At 61.2% G+C, this 15,881-nt stretch carries 17 protein-coding genes; 10 read left to right on the forward strand and 7 right to left on the reverse strand.

Annotated features, from left to right (window positions below; all coding sequences use genetic code 11):
• Positions 1-70: 70 nt before the first annotated feature.
• Positions 71-637 carry a hypothetical protein gene (locus C1X29_RS25355; protein ID WP_102688459.1) on the forward strand — a complete coding sequence of 189 codons (567 nt, stop codon included), beginning with the start codon at positions 71-73 and terminating at the stop codon, positions 635-637.
• Positions 638-640: 3 nt separating this feature from the next.
• Here the strand turns inward: C1X29_RS25355 and C1X29_RS25360 are convergent, their stop codons facing one another.
• From C1X29_RS25360 to C1X29_RS25375, 4 genes are all read right to left on the reverse strand, one after another.
• Positions 641-1,357, reverse strand: coding sequence for an alpha/beta hydrolase (locus tag C1X29_RS25360; RefSeq protein WP_102718645.1), 717 nt, complete (start codon positions 1,355-1,357; stop codon positions 641-643).
• A 66-nt stretch (positions 1,358-1,423) separates the two neighbouring features.
• Positions 1,424-2,536, reverse strand: a complete 1,113-nt coding sequence (locus tag C1X29_RS25365; protein ID WP_102718646.1) for a succinylglutamate desuccinylase/aspartoacylase family protein — start codon at positions 2,534-2,536, stop codon at positions 1,424-1,426.
• Positions 2,537-2,665: 129 nt separating this feature from the next.
• Positions 2,666-3,445, reverse strand: coding sequence for an ABC transporter substrate-binding protein (locus C1X29_RS25370; protein ID WP_007956251.1), 780 nt, complete (start codon positions 3,443-3,445; stop codon positions 2,666-2,668).
• A 254-nt stretch (positions 3,446-3,699) separates the two neighbouring features.
• A complete protein-coding gene (locus tag C1X29_RS25375) occupies positions 3,700-4,134 on the reverse strand; it encodes a rhodanese-like domain-containing protein (protein WP_102718647.1) in 435 nt (144 codons plus the stop codon).
• A 100-nt stretch (positions 4,135-4,234) separates the two neighbouring features.
• On the opposite strand from C1X29_RS25375, the gene ftrA reads away from it, so the two are divergent.
• The gene (gene ftrA / locus C1X29_RS25380; RefSeq protein WP_085748237.1) at positions 4,235-5,224 is read left to right on the forward strand and encodes a transcriptional regulator FtrA; all 990 of its coding nucleotides are present in this window, start codon (positions 4,235-4,237) and stop codon (positions 5,222-5,224) included.
• Here ftrA and cobF read toward each other — a convergent pair.
• Positions 5,193-5,948, reverse strand: a complete 756-nt coding sequence (gene cobF, locus C1X29_RS25385) for a precorrin-6A synthase (deacetylating) (RefSeq protein WP_102718648.1) — start codon at positions 5,946-5,948, stop codon at positions 5,193-5,195. The two genes, ftrA and cobF, sit on opposite strands and share 32 nt — an antisense overlap.
• Positions 5,945-6,517 (reverse strand): histidine phosphatase family protein, encoded by a 573-nt coding sequence (locus C1X29_RS25390; protein ID WP_102718649.1) that lies wholly within the window; start codon positions 6,515-6,517, stop codon positions 5,945-5,947. The genes cobF and C1X29_RS25390 overlap by 4 nt, the downstream gene beginning before the upstream one ends.
• Before the next feature lie 320 nt (positions 6,518-6,837).
• Between C1X29_RS25390 and C1X29_RS25395 the strand changes: the two genes are divergently transcribed.
• The 8 genes from C1X29_RS25395 to C1X29_RS25430 all read left to right on the forward strand — a co-directional run bounded on the left by C1X29_RS25395 (position 6,838) and on the right by C1X29_RS25430 (position 15,095).
• Positions 6,838-7,692, forward strand: a complete 855-nt coding sequence (locus C1X29_RS25395; protein WP_011333500.1) for a MurR/RpiR family transcriptional regulator — start codon at positions 6,838-6,840, stop codon at positions 7,690-7,692.
• 2 nt (positions 7,693-7,694) lie between these two features.
• Positions 7,695-8,339 (forward strand): isochorismatase family cysteine hydrolase, encoded by a 645-nt coding sequence (locus C1X29_RS25400; RefSeq protein WP_085748234.1) that lies wholly within the window; start codon positions 7,695-7,697, stop codon positions 8,337-8,339.
• Complete coding sequence (locus tag C1X29_RS25405; RefSeq protein ID WP_085748233.1) at positions 8,336-9,667, forward strand: glutamine synthetase family protein; 1,332 nt, start codon at positions 8,336-8,338, stop codon at positions 9,665-9,667. The genes C1X29_RS25400 and C1X29_RS25405 overlap by 4 nt, the downstream gene beginning before the upstream one ends.
• Positions 9,651-10,403: an N-formylglutamate amidohydrolase gene (locus C1X29_RS25410; RefSeq protein WP_102718650.1), complete on the forward strand. Its 753-nt coding sequence runs from the start codon at positions 9,651-9,653 to the stop codon at positions 10,401-10,403. Before C1X29_RS25405 ends, C1X29_RS25410 begins: the two co-directional genes overlap by 17 nt.
• An 87-nt stretch (positions 10,404-10,490) precedes the next feature.
• On the forward strand, positions 10,491-11,840 hold the full coding sequence (locus C1X29_RS25415) for an APC family permease (protein WP_011333496.1): 1,350 nt from the start codon (positions 10,491-10,493) through the stop codon (positions 11,838-11,840).
• Between the two features lie 118 nt (positions 11,841-11,958).
• Complete coding sequence (locus C1X29_RS25420) at positions 11,959-12,975, forward strand: arginine N-succinyltransferase (protein WP_102718651.1); 1,017 nt, start codon at positions 11,959-11,961, stop codon at positions 12,973-12,975.
• 55 nt (positions 12,976-13,030) lie between these two features.
• Complete coding sequence (gene astA / locus C1X29_RS25425) at positions 13,031-14,065, forward strand: arginine N-succinyltransferase (protein ID WP_102718652.1); 1,035 nt, start codon at positions 13,031-13,033, stop codon at positions 14,063-14,065.
• Between the two features lie 160 nt (positions 14,066-14,225).
• Entirely contained in the window at positions 14,226-15,095 is an 870-nt protein-coding gene (locus C1X29_RS25430) for an oxaloacetate decarboxylase (RefSeq protein WP_007956238.1), read from the forward strand.
• 78 nt (positions 15,096-15,173) lie between these two features.
• Here C1X29_RS25430 and C1X29_RS25435 read toward each other — a convergent pair whose 3' ends face one another.
• A complete protein-coding gene (locus C1X29_RS25435) occupies positions 15,174-15,476 on the reverse strand; it encodes a hypothetical protein (protein ID WP_102718653.1) in 303 nt (100 codons plus the stop codon).
• Between the last annotated feature and the right edge of the window lie 405 nt (positions 15,477-15,881).

Below are 15,881 nucleotides of genomic sequence, written 5' to 3' on the forward strand. Positions count from 1 at the left end.
CGCTCTGGAGTGCCGGGTGTGCTCCGTGGGATGATCGCCGCCCAAGCGCGACCATCCCTCGGAGATTCGAATGTCATTGCTTAGCAAGAAAGCCGTCGTCCTGTTGTTGGCGGCGGTGGCCGGTTTCGGTGCCATCAATGCTCAGGCAGCCAAAGCCAAAGAGAAGGCTGTCACCGAGAAAGTCTCGATGCTCGACGGCAAATTCAGTTTTGTCCTGCCCAAGGGCTTTGTCGGCGACCCGCTGCCAGCCGGGCCGACCGGTGCGAAGGGCACCATGTACAGCAACGACGCCACCAAGACTGTGGTCATCGTCGCCGAAAACCAGATTCCCGAAGGCAACAACGTCAAGGACAACGACAGTACGTTCCTCGACGGCACCGTCTCCGATTTCATCGACGCCCAACGCAAGGCCCTGCCGGACTTCAACAAGCTCAGCGAAAAGAGCCTGACCCAGAAAGGTAACGGCCTGGGCTTGCGTCAGGTCGACAGCACCGCCACCCAGGGCGGCGGCCAGACTCTCAACACCACGTTGCTGGCCGGTTCCGGCACGCGTATGGCGCTGGTCCAGGTGATTTCCCGAGCCAGCGACAAGAGCGGTCACGAGGCACTGGTGAAAACCATCCTCAAGGAAAAGTGATCTTCACGGGTTGAGTTGCTGCAACCAGTCGTTCAAATCCCGAAGCTCGGCCGCACTGATGCTGTGGCCGACGCCGGGATAGGCATGAAATTGCGGTTTGTACGACAGCTTCTGCAACAACGCATCGGCCTCGGTGCCACCGCTGTAAGGCACACGGTCATCCGCCGTGCCGTGGCCGATGAAGATGTCCAGCGGCGGATGCTGCTGCTCTGATTTCAGCTCGCTCTTGAGCACCGGCAATATCCGCCCACTCAATGCCGCGATGCCACCCACTACCGCCGGCTGCCGCAGTCCTACCTCGTAGGTCATCATCGCGCCCTGGCTGAAACCGATCAGGTACACCTTGTCCGGTTGCGCGTGATATTTCTGCGCCGCTGCGGCGATAAAGGCCCGCAGTTTCTGGCTGCTGGCCTTCAGATCATCAGTCTCGCCGTTGTAGGCACCTTCGCCTTTCTTGCGAAACCACTGGAAACGCCCTTCACCCAACGCCATCGGTGCCTGCACCGACAGGTAGTTGTACTGCTTGGGCAGCTGAAATTTCATACCGATCAAGTCTGCTTCGTTGCTGCCATAGCCATGCAGGAAAATCACCAGCGGACGCTGCTCGGCGTCCGGGTGCACCTGGGCCAGGTAGTTGAGCGGCAGATCGTTTTGCAGCGAGGTCTGAGCCTGAACGGCAGTGGACGCGAGCAGCGTCAACAGCGCAAACACCTTCAACATAAGCCTTCCTTCACACAGTGCAGGGTTCGGGGCAGAGCCTAACACTGTGATCCGGAGGATGGGGTGTCAGTCGTTGATCAGCTTGCCGACTCGAATCGGCTCGCGCCCCGCCACTTTCGCCTGCCAGATGCCCGGCTGGGTGTAGCGTCCGCGATCGATGGCGAACAACACGCCGCTGGTGCCCGCGCGCACGGTGGTCACGCGGTCGTTCAACGGATCGACCACTTCGAACAGCGCATCGCCGCGCTCGACCCACTCGCCGGCATCACGCAGGAAACTCACCACGCCGTGGTGCGGGGCGAACAGGTATTCGGTGCCTTCGAACGGCATGCCTTCGCAGCATTCCTGCGGCGCCTTCGGCCATTCGCCGCTGATGAAGCCCTGCTCGGCCAAAAAGCCCAGAATCGCCTCGCAATTGGCCTGAGCCTGATCGACGCGGGTGTCGCCCATGCTACCCAGTTCCAGTGTGGTAGCGAGGTTGGCCGGTGGAATCGCAGCCTCCGGGAACATCCGCGCCAGGCGCAACCACGGCGAGGAGCAGGATTCATCGAACGAACTGCCACCGGAATCTTCACACAACAGCGCCACGCCAGCCTTCAGGCGTGCGGCGAGGGATTGCCACTGCGGCCAGTGCTGCGGCAGTGCGTAAATATGAATCGCGGCGTCGAAATCGCAATGCAGGTCGAGGGTGATGTCGGCCTCGCAGGCGTGGCGCAGCAACAGACGGTGCAGTGCTTCCAGTTGCGAGGCCGGGGCTGGCAGTTCGTCGAGTATCTGGCCCATTGTCTGGCGGATCAGCGCGATGTTGGCTTGGGCATCACCGCCCAACTGACTCCCGATGCGCTCGGCCACCGGCGCACTGAGTTCGACGAAGGAGCGGTTGAAGTTCTTGCCGCTGCCCAGTTCGAAACGGCCCATGTGACTGCCTTGCAGATGCTGATCGAGGCCGATCGGGTTGGCCACCGGCACCAGTTCGATCACGCCTTGCAACTGATCGTTGCTTTCCAGCTCGGCCAGGCGCTTTTTCAGTTCCCACGCGGTGCGCATGCCCGGCAGTTCATCGGCGTGCAGGCTGGCCTGGATGTAGACCTTGCGCGGGCCGGCGCCATAACGGAACACGCTCAGGGAACGTTCGCTGCCCAGGTGGCTCCAGGGCAGAAGGTGGTCGATGCGTTGCATGGGGAACTCCGGAAATTCTGTAGTCGTTGCCGAGGCAATGACTGCATTGAAAATGTGCTGACAGGATAAATCACGGGCGAAAAAAAAGTGGCCACCGCGCAAACGGGGCCACCTTTTTTCTACGGCGTATTAATGGCCGTACACGTCAAAGTCGAAGTACTTGTCCTGCACTTGCTTGTACTTGCCGTTGGCGCGGATTTCGTTGATGGCGGTGTTGAATTTCTCTGCCAGCTCGGTATCGCCTTTACGCACGGCGATACCGGCGCCGCCGCCGAAGTACTTGGCGTCTTCGTAGGTCGGGCCGACGAATTCGAAGCCTTTGCCGGCGTCGGTTTTCAGGAAGCCGTCGCTCAGGTTGACCGAGTCGGCCAGCATCGCGTCGATACGACCGGACACCATGTCCAGGTTGGCTTCCTGCTGCGAGCCGTAACGCACCAGTTCGATCCCGGCCGGCACCAGCACTTCGGTGGCGTAACGGTCGTGGGTACTGGCGCGCAGCACGCCGACTTTCTTGCCTTTGAGCTCAACCAGCGGGTCTTTCACGCCCGAGCCTGCCTTCATCACGAAGCGCGCCGGGGTGTGGTAATACTTGATGGTGAAATCGACGTTTTTCTTGCGGTCGTCAGTGATGGTCATCGAGGACAGGATCGCATCGATCTTCTTCACTTTCAGCGCCGGGATCAGGCCGTCGAACTCTTGCTCGACCCAGGTGCATTTGACTTTCATCTGCTCACACAGCGCGTCGCCGATGTCCACGTCGAAACCGGCCAGTTTGCCGTCAGGGGTTTTCATCGAGAATGGCGGGTAACCGGCTTCGATACCGATACGGATCGGTTTGGCGTCTTCGGCCACGGCGGTCAGGGACAACATCGACAGTGCCAGGGCACCGAACATAACCAGCTTTTTCATTTATTACTCCCGTGTGCGGAGGCTTTTATTGGCAGCTTTCGATTGTCAGGTTCGGCCTTGGGCTGTGTAGCGCAAAGAAACCGAAGTGGCCGGCAGTCTATGGCGGCGCGCACGGGGCAAATTGTGTTTAAGCGACAAATACTTACATAAAATCGGCGAGTGCCATCACGTGGGAAAAGTGTGCGCCAGAGCGGTGCAAGGGTTGTAGGACAAAGCCGACAAAAGGTGCCGCCGAAGCGGCAACCTTCTGGCTATCAGCAGTCGCAAGCGATCGGCGCAGTGGCGACTCGCGGTGCCGTAACGCTCAACTGAAAGCCTTCATCCAGCCAGCCCGTCACCCCGCCGATCATTTCCTTGACCGGATAACCCAGCGCCGCCAGCTTCACCGCAGCCTTGTTGGCGCCATTGCAGTGGGGGCCAGCGCAATAAACCACGAACAACGTGTTTTTCGAGTAGTCCGCCAGCCCTTCAGCTGTCAGCAAACGCCCGGGAATATTGATCGCTCCCGGCACATGACCACGCTCGAAGGCCTGCGGCCCGCGCACGTCCACCAGCACAAAGTCGACTTCGCCGGCTTCGTGACTGCTGAAGACGTCGGAACAATCGGTTTCGAAGGTCAGACGGTTGCTGAAATGCATCAGGGCAATGGCCGAAGGGGCAGCAGGAATTTCGCGAACCAGGCTGGGCATTTTGAATCACTCCTTTGTCTGTGGGGATGAACAGACTTTATCGAGCCGCCGCTTGCCGCTACAGTGGCGCACAAGAAACTCACCGGGAATTTTCCGCCAAATGCCTGATTCACCTGGATTGGTCGCGATTCTGGCCTACGACGGCCTCTGCACCTTCGAGTTCGGCATCGCCGTGGAGATCTTCGGCCTGGCCCGGCCGGAGTTCGACTTTCCGTGGTACGAGCACTGCATTGCGGCGGTCGATCAAGGCCCGATGCGCGCCATGGGCGGGATCCAGGTGCTGGCCGATGGCGGTCTTGAGTTGCTGGCGGATGCGCGCACCATCATCATTCCCGGCTGGCGCGACCGCAGCGCGCCGGTGCCGGAAGTCTTGCTCGAAACATTGCGTGACGCGCATTCACGCGGCGCTCGGTTGCTGTCGATCTGCTCCGGTGTGTTTGTGTTGGCAGCAAGCGGCCTGCTCGACGGGCATGGCGCCACCACTCATTGGCGCTACACCTCGGAGCTTGCCGAGCGCTTCCCGGCCATCGATGTCGATCCTGATGTGCTTTACGTCGATTCCGGCCAATTGATCACCTCCGCCGGCAGTGCAGCGGGGATCGACGCCTGCCTGCACCTGGTGGCGCGGGACTTCGGCACCCAGATCGCCAACTCGGTGGCGCGGCGGCTGGTGATGTCGCCGCAGCGCACCGGCGGTCAGGCGCAATTCATTCCGACGCCGGTCAGCCCGACGCCGCGCAGCGACCTGTCGCGCGTGATGCAGTGGGCCCGCGAGCGCCTGCACGAACCGCTGGAAGTGCGCGATCTGGCCAGCGAAGCGGCGATGAGCGAACGCACCTTCCTGCGAAAATTCAGCGAAGCCAGCGGCCAGTCACCCAAGGCCTGGCTGCAACACGAACGCCTGGCCCGGGCCCGGGAATTGCTGGAAAGCACGCCGCAGAACACCGAACAGATTGCCCTGCGCTGTGGCTATCGGTCGGTGGAGAGCTTTCGTGTGGCGTTTCGCAGCGTGGTCGGGGTGCCGCCGTCGGTGTATCGCGAACGCTTTGGGCGCGAGATCAAGGCTTGCGCAGAAGATAGGTGTCCATGATCCAGCCATGCTCGGCCCGCGCAGCCTTGCGCACCCGTTTTATCTCATCGGCAACGTCGCCGAGCTTGCCATGGATGAGGATTTCGTCCGGCGTGCCGAGGTAGGCGCCCCAGTAGATCTCTGTCTCCTGATCCGCCACCTGATGGTAGGAATCTTCGGCGTCGAGCATCACCACCAGACTGTCCGTGTCACTCACCTGCCCTGCCGCCAGGCGTCGGCCGGTGGTGATTTCAATCGAGCGGCCGATGGTGTTCAACGGCACCTTGTGTTGTGCCGCCAGGGCCTGAACGCTGGTGATGCCGGGAATGACTTCAAATTCAAACGCGCATCGCCTCGAATCCAGAATCGCCTGCAGGATACGAATGGTGCTGTCGTACAGCGCTGGATCGCCCCACACCAGAAAACCACCGCACTGCCCGTCAGACAATTCGTCATTGATCAGGCGTTCGAAGGTTTGCTGCTTGGCGCGGTTCAGATCATCGACGCTGGCGCTGTAGTCCACATCACCGCGCTCGCGCTCCGGGCTGTGGGCTTCGGCGAAACGGTACGTACGATCGCTGATGTAGCGCTCGCAGATTTCGCGCCGCAGGTCGATCAGCTTGTCCTTGCTCTGGCCCTTGTCCATCAGGAAAAACACGTCCACCCGGTTCAGAGCCTTCACCGCCTGCATCGTGATGTAGTCCGGGTTGCCGGCACCGATGCCGATCACCAGCAATCGCTTCATTGCTCTGCTCCTTCCACACTCATGCCGGACAAGCGTAGCCGCCAGCGCCCGGTAAACCGCAGATCGACCGCCGCCAGCGGCTCGACATCAATGCTGTGAAACGCCTCGCCCTGCGCGACCTGCATCAATGCAGCACGAATCACGAACGGATGGGTGACCGCCAACACGTGTCCCGGCGTGGCTTGCAGTGAAACCAGCCACGCGGCCACTCGTTCACGCAGTTGCGCCACCGACTCGCCGCCATGGGGTGCGGCGTGCGGATCTTCGAGCCAGGCTTGCAATGCCTCGGGTTCGCTCCGCTGCAAATCCTTTATCGACTGACCTTGCCAGCGTCCCCAGTCGCAATCACGCAGGGCCTGATCAATGTGTATGTCGTGGCCAAACCACGCCGCCGTCTGGCGAGTGCGCAGTTCCGGGCCGCAAATCAACCGTGACGCAGTGTCCAGACGCGAAGCCAGCGAGTCGGACGCCAGCGCCACGTCTTCAACAGGCTCGTTCGTAGGAAAACACGCCAATTTTTGTGCGACTGTTCTGGCATGGCAGATCAAGGTCAAACGGGTGGTCTGCACGGGAGGCTACTCGGCTGAAAGACAGGACGGTCATCGACGTAATCGCTGATGAAGCGGCAATTGTGCCGTAAACCGGGATGCTCCGGGCGAGTCGATTGGATGATCCAAGCGTGTGAAAGCGGCAATGTCTGACACCATTATGGGCAATGGACTACAAAACTGGTCGACATACGTGTAACCCTTGCGTTACGGGCATCCCGCCTCATTTTGGGGCCTGATTTAAACGCGGAAAAATTCGCTAGACATGTAGCGTCAGTTACATAAATACTGTTTTAACGGATTGTGAAGCGAATTCAACACCCCATCCAGCAGGAGCCCGGATGCCCCCTTTAAGAGACCTGATCACCGACCCCGGCCTTGACCTGACGCCGTCGGAGCGCAAAGTCGTTCGCGCCTTGCTCGATCAGTATCCACGCAACGGGCTTGGCCCGATGGCGCGCCTGGCCGAACATGCCGGCGTCAGCGATCCGACCATCGTGAGGCTGGTGAAAAAGCTCGGCTTCGGTGGTTACGCCGAATTCCAGGACGCCCTGCTCAGTGACATGGACCATCGCCTGCGCTCGCCGCGCACTCTGTTGCAGCCGCGCTCGCATCAGAACAAGGACGATGCCTGGAGTCATTATCTGGCTCACAGCCACAACCTGCTGGCCGAAACCCAGGCCCTGACCCAGCCGGAAGATGTGCGAATTCTGGCCGACTGGCTGCTCGACACCCGCCATCAGGTCTACTGCTTCGGCGGACGCTTCAGCAGTTTGATGGCGACTTACCTGCTCAATCATTTGCGTCTGCTGCGCCCCGGTTGCTTTGCGCTGGAAGACAACGCGCAACTGCCCGACCGCCTGTTCGACCTGCAACGTCAGGACGTGGTGCTGGTGTTCGACTATCGCCGCTACCAGACCCAGGCCCTGCGCGTGGCAAGTGCGGCGAAGAACAGCAATGCTCGCGTCGTGCTGTTCACCGACATCTACGCCTCACCGCTGCGCGAGCTGGCCGACATGATCATCAGCGCCCCGGTGGAGTCGGCCTCGCCGTTCGACACCATGGTCCCGGCGCTGGCCCAGGTTGAAGCATTGATTGCTTGCCTGACCCTGCGTAGCCCGGACCTGGCCGATCGCCTGGAAGGCATCGATGCCCTGCGCAACGACTTCGACACCCATTTGCTGGAGGATAAATAAGGATGTTCAGCCTTCCCCATCGCTCGCCACGGGACCTGCCGTTTGTCACCGATCACACCGCCCTGTTGCTGGTAGACATGCAGCGCGCCTGGCTCGAGCCGCAGTTCGACCCGCACCTCGAAGGCCCGGACGCCGCGTATTTCCTCAACCGCACGCGCTCGCAAGTGGTGCCCAATCAGGTTCGCCTGCTCAACGCCTTCCGCGAAGCACGGCAGAACGTGCTGCACACCCTGATCGAAAGCTTGACCGCCGATGGCCGTGACCGCTCGCTGGATCACAAACTGTCGGACATGCACCTGCCCAAGGGCAGCCCGCAGGCACAGGTCATCGCCGAACTGACCCCGGCGGAAAACGAAATCGTGCTGCCGAAGACCTCGTCCGGGGTCTTCAACTCGACCAACATCGACTACGTGCTGCGCAATCTGGAAACCCGCCACCTGATCATCGCCGGCATCGTCACCGACCAGTGCGTCGACATGGCCGTGCGCGATGCCGCCGACCGTGGCTACCTCGTCACTCTGGTGGCGGACGCCTGCGCGACCTACACCGAAGCACGCCACGACGCCTGTCTGAACGCAATCAAGGGCTACTGCTGGATCACCGACACCGACACCGTGCTCGGCCGGTTGCAGGAGATGCAGTCATGAGCGAACGCCTGTCGCCGTTGCCGATGACCACCATCGTCACCACCGACCTGATCGGCGTCACCCGTGGCCGTTCGTTTCCCACCGATGAGCTGGAGCATTATCAGGCCGCCGGTTGCGGCTGGGTACCAGCCAACAGTGCGCTGACGCCGCAGGACATCATCGCCTCGACCAGCCCGTGGGGCGCTTATGGTGATCTGCGGCTGATTCCCGATCTGGCCAGCCGCGTCACCGTCGGCAACGGCCCGGACGCCACAGCACCTGCGCTGGATTTCATTCACGGCGATATCCGCGAAACCGATGGCCGGCCGTGGGCCACCTGCCCGCGCACCCTGTTGCGCAACGAGGTCGAGCGCTACCGCGATGAGCTCGGCTTGCAGGTCAACGCCGCGTTCGAACACGAATTCAATCTGCACGCCGGGTTTGCCGAACATCTGGCGTTCTCGCTCGAAGCCCAGCGCCAGGGCGCCGAATTCGGTGGCTGGCTGCTCAGCGCGTTGCGCGCCGGGGGCGTTGAGCCGGAAATGTTCCTGCCCGAATACGGCAAGCACCAATACGAAATCACCTGCCGCCCTACCCTTGGCGTGGCGGCGGCGGATCGCGCGGTCAACGTGCGCGAGATTACCCGCGAAATCGCCCGGCAGATGGGTCTGGATCTGAGCTTCGCGCCGAAGACCGCCGCCGACGCGGTGTGCAACGGCGTACACCTGCACGTCAGCCTGCTCGATCTGGCCGGTCAGCCGATGTTCTACGACGCCGGCACCAGCAATGGCCTGTCGACCCTCGGCCAGCACTGGGCGGCGGGTGTGCTGCATTACTTACCGGCGCTGTGCGCATTCACTGCACCGACGCCGGTGTCGTATGAACGCTTGCAGCCGCACCACTGGAGCGCTTCCTACGCTTGCCTCGGCCAGCAGAATCGCGAAGCGGCGCTGCGGATCTGCCCGACCGTGAGCCTGGGGAACAAACCCGTGGCGAAGCAATACAACCTTGAGTTCCGCGCCATGGACGCCACCGCCTCGCCGCATCTGGCAATGGCCGCGCTGCTGATCGCCGGACGCCTGGGGATCGAGCAACGTCTGGCGCTGAACGCGATCACCGATGAAATCCCCGATTCACTCAACGACGAACAACGCAAGGCCCGGGGCATCGTTGCCCTGCCCGCCTCCCTGGCCCAGGCACTGGATTGCCTGCGTCGCAGTGAAGCGCTGGTCGAAGCGCTGCCAAGCGCGTTGCTCGAGACTTTTTTCGCCCTTAAAACCGAGGAACTGGCGCTGACGGAACAGCTCTCGCCCGCTGATCTTTGTGAGCACTATGCACGCCTGTACTGAATCCGCCGAGCTTGGGTTGTACACCCGACCGGTCTACAACCTGAGCCGTGAAGATTCGACGCACCCGCTGATTCTGGTGTGCGAACACGCCAGCCGCTACATACCCGAGGCCCTGAATAATCTGGGCCTGGATGACACGGCCGCGCGCGAACACATCGCCTGGGACATCGGTGCCCTGGCGCTGGCCGAGCAACTGTCGGAGCAACTGGGCGCCACGCTGTTGAGCGCCAACTATTCGCGCCTGCTGATAGACCTCAATCGCCCCCGGCATGCGCCCGACAGCATCCCGGCGCAGAGCGAGATCTATCAGGTGCCGGGCAACCGCGAGCTTGACGAGGCCACCCGCGAATACCGTCGCCAGTGCCTGTTCAAACCGTTTCACACACGGTTGCAACAACTGATCGATGCACGTCTGGCCGAAGGTCGGCCGGTACGGGTGGTAGGGATTCACAGTTTCACCCCGGTGTACTACGGCCAGCCGCGCGAGCTGGAAGTCGGCGTGCTGTTCGGTCAGGCCTGGGCCTATGCCCAACGGATGCTCGACGGTCTGGAGCGACACCCGCTGAAAGTCGCCGGCAACCAGCCGTACAAAATCGACCCGCTGGGCGACATGACCGTGCCGGTGCATGGCGATGCAAGGGGCCTCGATTCGGTGTTGATCGAAGTGCGCAACGACCTGCTGCGTAGCCCGGAAGCGGTTTCTCGCTGGGCGAATTATCTGGCACCACTGCTGTAAAAAATGTTGTAACCACTGCTGATGCTGTAAACGACGGACCGATATAACAACTAAAACGACCGATTGGCTGACAAGGAGTTGCGCTTCATGGAAATAGAAGAGTTCGGCTACAAACAGGAGTTGAAACGTAGCCTGACACTGACCGATCTGGTGGTGTACGGGATGATCTTCATGATCCCCATCGCCCCGTTCGGCGTGTATGGCTACGTCAACGCCGAGGCACCGGGGATGGTGCCTCTGGCGTACATCATCGGCATGGTGGCGATGGTGTTCACCGCTCTGAGTTACGGCAGCATGGCCCGGGCCTTTCCGATTGCCGGATCGGTGTATTCCTACGCGCAACGGGGCCTGAATCAACACGTCGGCTTCATCGCCGGCTGGCTGATGCTGCTCGATTACCTGCTGATTCCGCCGCTGCTTTACGTTTATGCAGCGATGGCGCTCAACCATTTGTATCCGGACATCCCGAAGGTCGGCTTCATTCTGGCGTTCCTGGTCAGTGCGACCTTCGTCAACCTGCGCGGCATCACCTTCACCGCTCGCATGAACATTGTGTTCCTGCTGGCGCAACTGGTGGTACTGGGGATTTTCCTCTTCTACGCCTGGAACGCCCTGCACAACGGTGGCGGCAACGGCCAGTTGACCCTGGCGCCGCTGTATCACCCGGAAACCTTCAACTTCGCCCTGCTGATGCAAGCGGTGTCGATTGCGGTGCTGTCGTTCCTCGGTTTCGATGCGATTTCCACCCTCGCCGAAGAGATCAAGGGCGATCCGGGCCGCAGCGTCGGCAAAGCGGCACTGATCACGCTGGTAGTGATGGGTGTGATTTTCGTCGCGCAAACCTGGATCGCTACCGATCTGGCAGCCGGCATGGGCTTCAAGTCCGCCGACACCGCGTTCTATGAAATCGCCGAAATCGCTGCCGGCAGCTGGCTGGCGACCCTGACCGGCGTGGCCACGGCCCTGGCCTGGGGCGTGGCGGTGGCGATCACTTCGCAAGCCGCGGTCTCGCGCCTGCTGTTCGGCATGGCCCGCGACGGCAAGCTGCCGAAAGTGCTGGCCAAGGTGCATCCGAAACACAACACGCCGTACCTGAGCATTTATCTGGTGGCCGTGTTGTCGCTGGTGATCTGCTACCTGTTCATCAATTCGGTGGACACCCTGACTTCGCTGGTCAACTTCGGCGCCCTGAGCGGCTTCATGCTGCTGCACCTGACGGTGATCAATTACTACTGGCGCCGGCAGAAATCCGGCCAGGTGATCCGTCACCTGATCTGCCCGGTGATCGGCTTCATCATCGTCGCGGCCATCATGTACAACATGGGCGTCGATGCACAGAAACTCGGCCTGATCTGGATCGCACTGGGTCTGGTGTACCTGTTCTTCCTGAACAAGCTCGGCGCCAGTACCGCGCTGCCTGACCCGAGCAATGGCTGACAAGAAAAAGAGCGGCGTCTGACAACAAATCAGGCGACCGCCGCTTTAACGCGTGGAAACCGACAGTGATAGTCAGGTTCGGCGAATGGGCCGAACCTTTTGATACAGGAGTGCATCCATGCTGGTCTTACGCCCAGTCGAGCCAAACGACCTGCCTCAATTGCAACAATTGGCGCGCGACAGCCTGGTGGGCGTCACGTCCCTGCCGGACGACAGCGAACGTCTTAGCGAAAAAATCGCCGCGTCCTGTGCCTCGTTGGACAGCGATGCGGCGGCTCAGGGCCCGGAGAATTACTTCTTCGTGCTGGAGGACATCGACAGCCATCGACTGGTCGGCTGCTCGGAAATCCTCGCCACCGCAGGTTTCAACGAGCCGTTCTACAGCCTGCGCAACCGCCACTTCACCAGCGCCTCGCGGGAGCTGAACATCGAGCACGGCGTGCCGGCGCTGTCGCTGTGTCACGACCTCAGCGGGCATACGCTGCTGCGCGGTTTTCACATCGATGAAGCGCTGGTGCGCACGCCGTTTTCCGAATTGCTGTCGCGGGCACGGCTGCTGTTCATCGCCGCCCACGCGCCGCGATTTGCCGAAGCGGTGATCACCGAAATCGTCGGCTACAGCGACGAGCAAGGCCATTCACCGTTCTGGGATGCGCTGGGCAAACATTTCTTCGACCTGCCCTACGTCGAAGCCGAACGCCTGTGCGGCTTGCAGAGCCGTACGTTTCTCGCCGAACTGATGCCGCAATACCCGATCTACGTGCCGATGCTGCCGCAAGCGGCGCAGGACTGCATCGGCCGCATTCACCCGGACGGCCAGGAAGCCTTCGACATCCTCGAGCGCGAAGGTTTTGAAACCAACAGTTACATCGACCTGTTCGATGCCGGCCCGACCTTGTATGCACGCACCGCCAACATCCGTTCGATCGCGCAGAGCCAGACAGTTACGGTTGAGGAAGAACCCCTGATCGATGCTCGCGGACGCTATCTGGTGAGCAACGATGCTCTGCATGGCTTTCGGGCAGTGGTTGCCGAGCTGGATTTCCAGCCCGGTCAGCCCTTGGCGCTCGATCCGGCCCTGTGCGCGGCGCTCAACGTCCGCGCTGGCGGCACGATCCGGTTGATCGCCCTGTGAACCGCGCCCCTACCCAACGACAGTGCCCGAGCTGGCGCGCAAAAGGAGTTGCAGCATGATTGTCCGTCCGGTCCAAGTCAGCGACCTGCCAGCGTTGATGACGCTGGTGCAACAGGCCGGGCCGGGGTTCACCACCCTGCCCGCCAACGAAGATCGCCTGGCCCACCGGGTACGCTGGGCGCAACGGGCGTTCGCCGAACAGGTCGAGCGGGCCGATGCCGATTACCTGTTCGTGCTTGAAGACGACGAGCAGCGCGTGGTCGGCGTCAGCGCTCTGGCCGGGGCCGTCGGCCTGCGTGAGCCTTGGTACAACTATCGGGTCGGGCTGACCGTCAGCTCGGCGCCGGACCTGGGTATTCAGCGGCAGATCCCGACGCTGTTTCTCAACAACGAACTGACCGGCCAATCGGAGCTGTGCTCGCTGTTCCTGCGCCACGACCAGCGCCATGGCAGCAATGGACGCTTGCTGTCGCTGGGGCGTTTGCTGTTTGTTGCCGAATTCCCGCACCTGTTCGGCGAAAAGATGATCGCCGAACTGCGAGGCAGTGCCGACGAGCAAGGCTGCTCGCCGTTCTGGGACAGCCTGGGCCGGCACTTCTTCCAGATGGACTTCAGCCACGCCGACCACCTGTCCGGTCTCGGCAATAAAGCCTTCATCGCCGAACTGATGCCGCGTCAGCCACTGTATACCTGCCTACTCACCGAACAGGCTCAGGCCGTTATCGGCCAGGCCCACCCCAACACCGAGCCGGCGCTGAAAATCCTCCAGTCCGAAGGTTTCGCTCACAAAGGCTACATCGACATTTTCGACGGTGGTCCGGTGATCGAAGCACCGATCCGCAACATCCGCACCGTGCGCGACAGCCTGGAACTCATCCTGAGCATCGGCACGCCGGACGATCAGGCGCCGCTCTGGCTGATCCACAACCGCCGCCTGGAAAACTGCCGCATCACCGTCGCGCCGGGCCGCCGGGTCGGCAGCAGTCTGGTAATTGACCGCCTCACCGCCAAACGCCTGCAATTGCAGCCGGGCAACTCGGTACGGGCGGTGCCGCTGCCCAATCAACAGCAGCAGGCGGTGGCGGCCTGAGCGCCTCTGCCTGCAGCAAGAAAGCCTGAACAGGATTTTCCTGGTTAACTTCCTCGTTAATTCGTCATGATCCTTGACCCATTGGCGTGATAGCCTTTTCACCTTCGGCGTTGACACCTTTGCTCAAGCCTTTCCATTCCTTTGTATTGGTGGAACTCGTATGACCAGGCTTTCTCATCAAGATTTGCGCCGTAACTTCCGTCAGCTGCTGGCTTCCGACACCTGCTATCACACCGCCTCGGTGTTCGATCCGATGTCCGCCCGCATCGCCGCTGACCTGGGTTTTGAAGTAGGGATTCTCGGCGGCTCGGTCGCCTCGTTGCAGGTGCTGGGTGCCCCGGACTTTGCCCTGATCACCCTCAGCGAATTCGCTGAACAGGCCACCCGCATCGGCCGCGTGGCCCAATTGCCGGTGATCGCCGACGCCGACCACGGCTACGGCAACGCGCTCAACGTGATGCGCACCATCGTCGAACTGGAACGCGCCGGCGTCGCTGCGCTGACCATCGAAGACACCCTGCTGCCGGCACAATTCGGCCGCAAATCCACCGACCTGATCACCGTCGCCGAAGGCGTCGGCAAGATCCGCGCGGCACTGGAAGCCCGGGTCGATTCGGAGATGGCAATCATCGCCCGGACCAACGCCGGCATCCTGCCGAACCAGGAAATCATCAGCCGCACCAAGCAGTATCAAGCTGCTGGCGCTGACGGTATCTGCATGGTGGGGATCCAGGACTTCGATCAGCTCGAGCAGATCGCCGAACACCTGACCGTCCCGCTGATGCTGGTCACCTACGGCAACCCGGCACTGCGCGACGACAAACGCCTGGCCGAACTGGGTGTGCGCGTAACCATCGACGGCCACGGTGCCTACTTCGCGGCGATCAAGGCGACCTACGACAGCCTGCGCGAACAACGCCAGATCTTCACCCAGGCTTCCGACCTGAGCGCCACCGAACTGACCCACACCTACACCCAGCCTGAGGAATACATCCTCTGGGCCAAGGAATACATGAGCGTCAAAGAGTAACCCCGCACCACGCTACAAAGAGGCAGAGCGGCCCGACGCCATCACGAGTCCACTCGCATGGCGCCCGCCGCGAAACCGCTAGACCGCTCTCTTGAAGCCTTCCTCCCGCTGTAATGCCCGCGTCTGAATCACGTTCAGAATGGCGCAGCCCTCTCGCATCAGCAGATGCACCGCGCTGGTAATCCGCGTCAGATCACAATCGGAAATGCCCTTCAGGTCGAGACTGGAAAACGTGTCCGCCAGATCGCGCACGACCACAAAACGGTGCATCGCACACGCGGCCATGTCGCTGAGTTCTTTTTGGGTATTGATGAAGAGCACCGGGGATTCGGCGTCGTAGGTGTCGATGGGGAGGTAGCGGGGGATTACTTGATCCGACATTGGTGTAACTCCTGTAATTAGGGCTATCACCATTCGCGGCCAAACGAAGAGGGTGGCAGCCGTACGCGGGTTGGCCGACCGGATACAGGAACCGGCACACCCGAAGGTGTCCCACGCACAGCCGCCAAAACACAACAACTTCAGGCAAAAATCGCTGAATATGTTGGACAACTGTACGTTCCTGTATCGACCGGCCAAGGTCGTTCGCGGAGTTTTCCGCGAGCCCGAACTATAGGGGTCGATACTGAAACGCGGCAACAGGGTACGTTGTAGGAAAGGTCTTGGAAAGTTGTGCGCCGCTCACACTTTCCTCATTTCCCACAAAAGCCCCCTCACTGTAGAGACCGGTACATCCTTTACACATTAGACCGGGGACATCGTTTACACCTTTTACAGGCTTGATAC

This window comes from Pseudomonas sp. GW456-12-10-14-LB2 (assembly GCF_002884345.1).
In the GTDB taxonomy this organism is placed as follows: domain Bacteria; phylum Pseudomonadota; class Gammaproteobacteria; order Pseudomonadales; family Pseudomonadaceae; genus Aquipseudomonas; species Aquipseudomonas paraglycinae.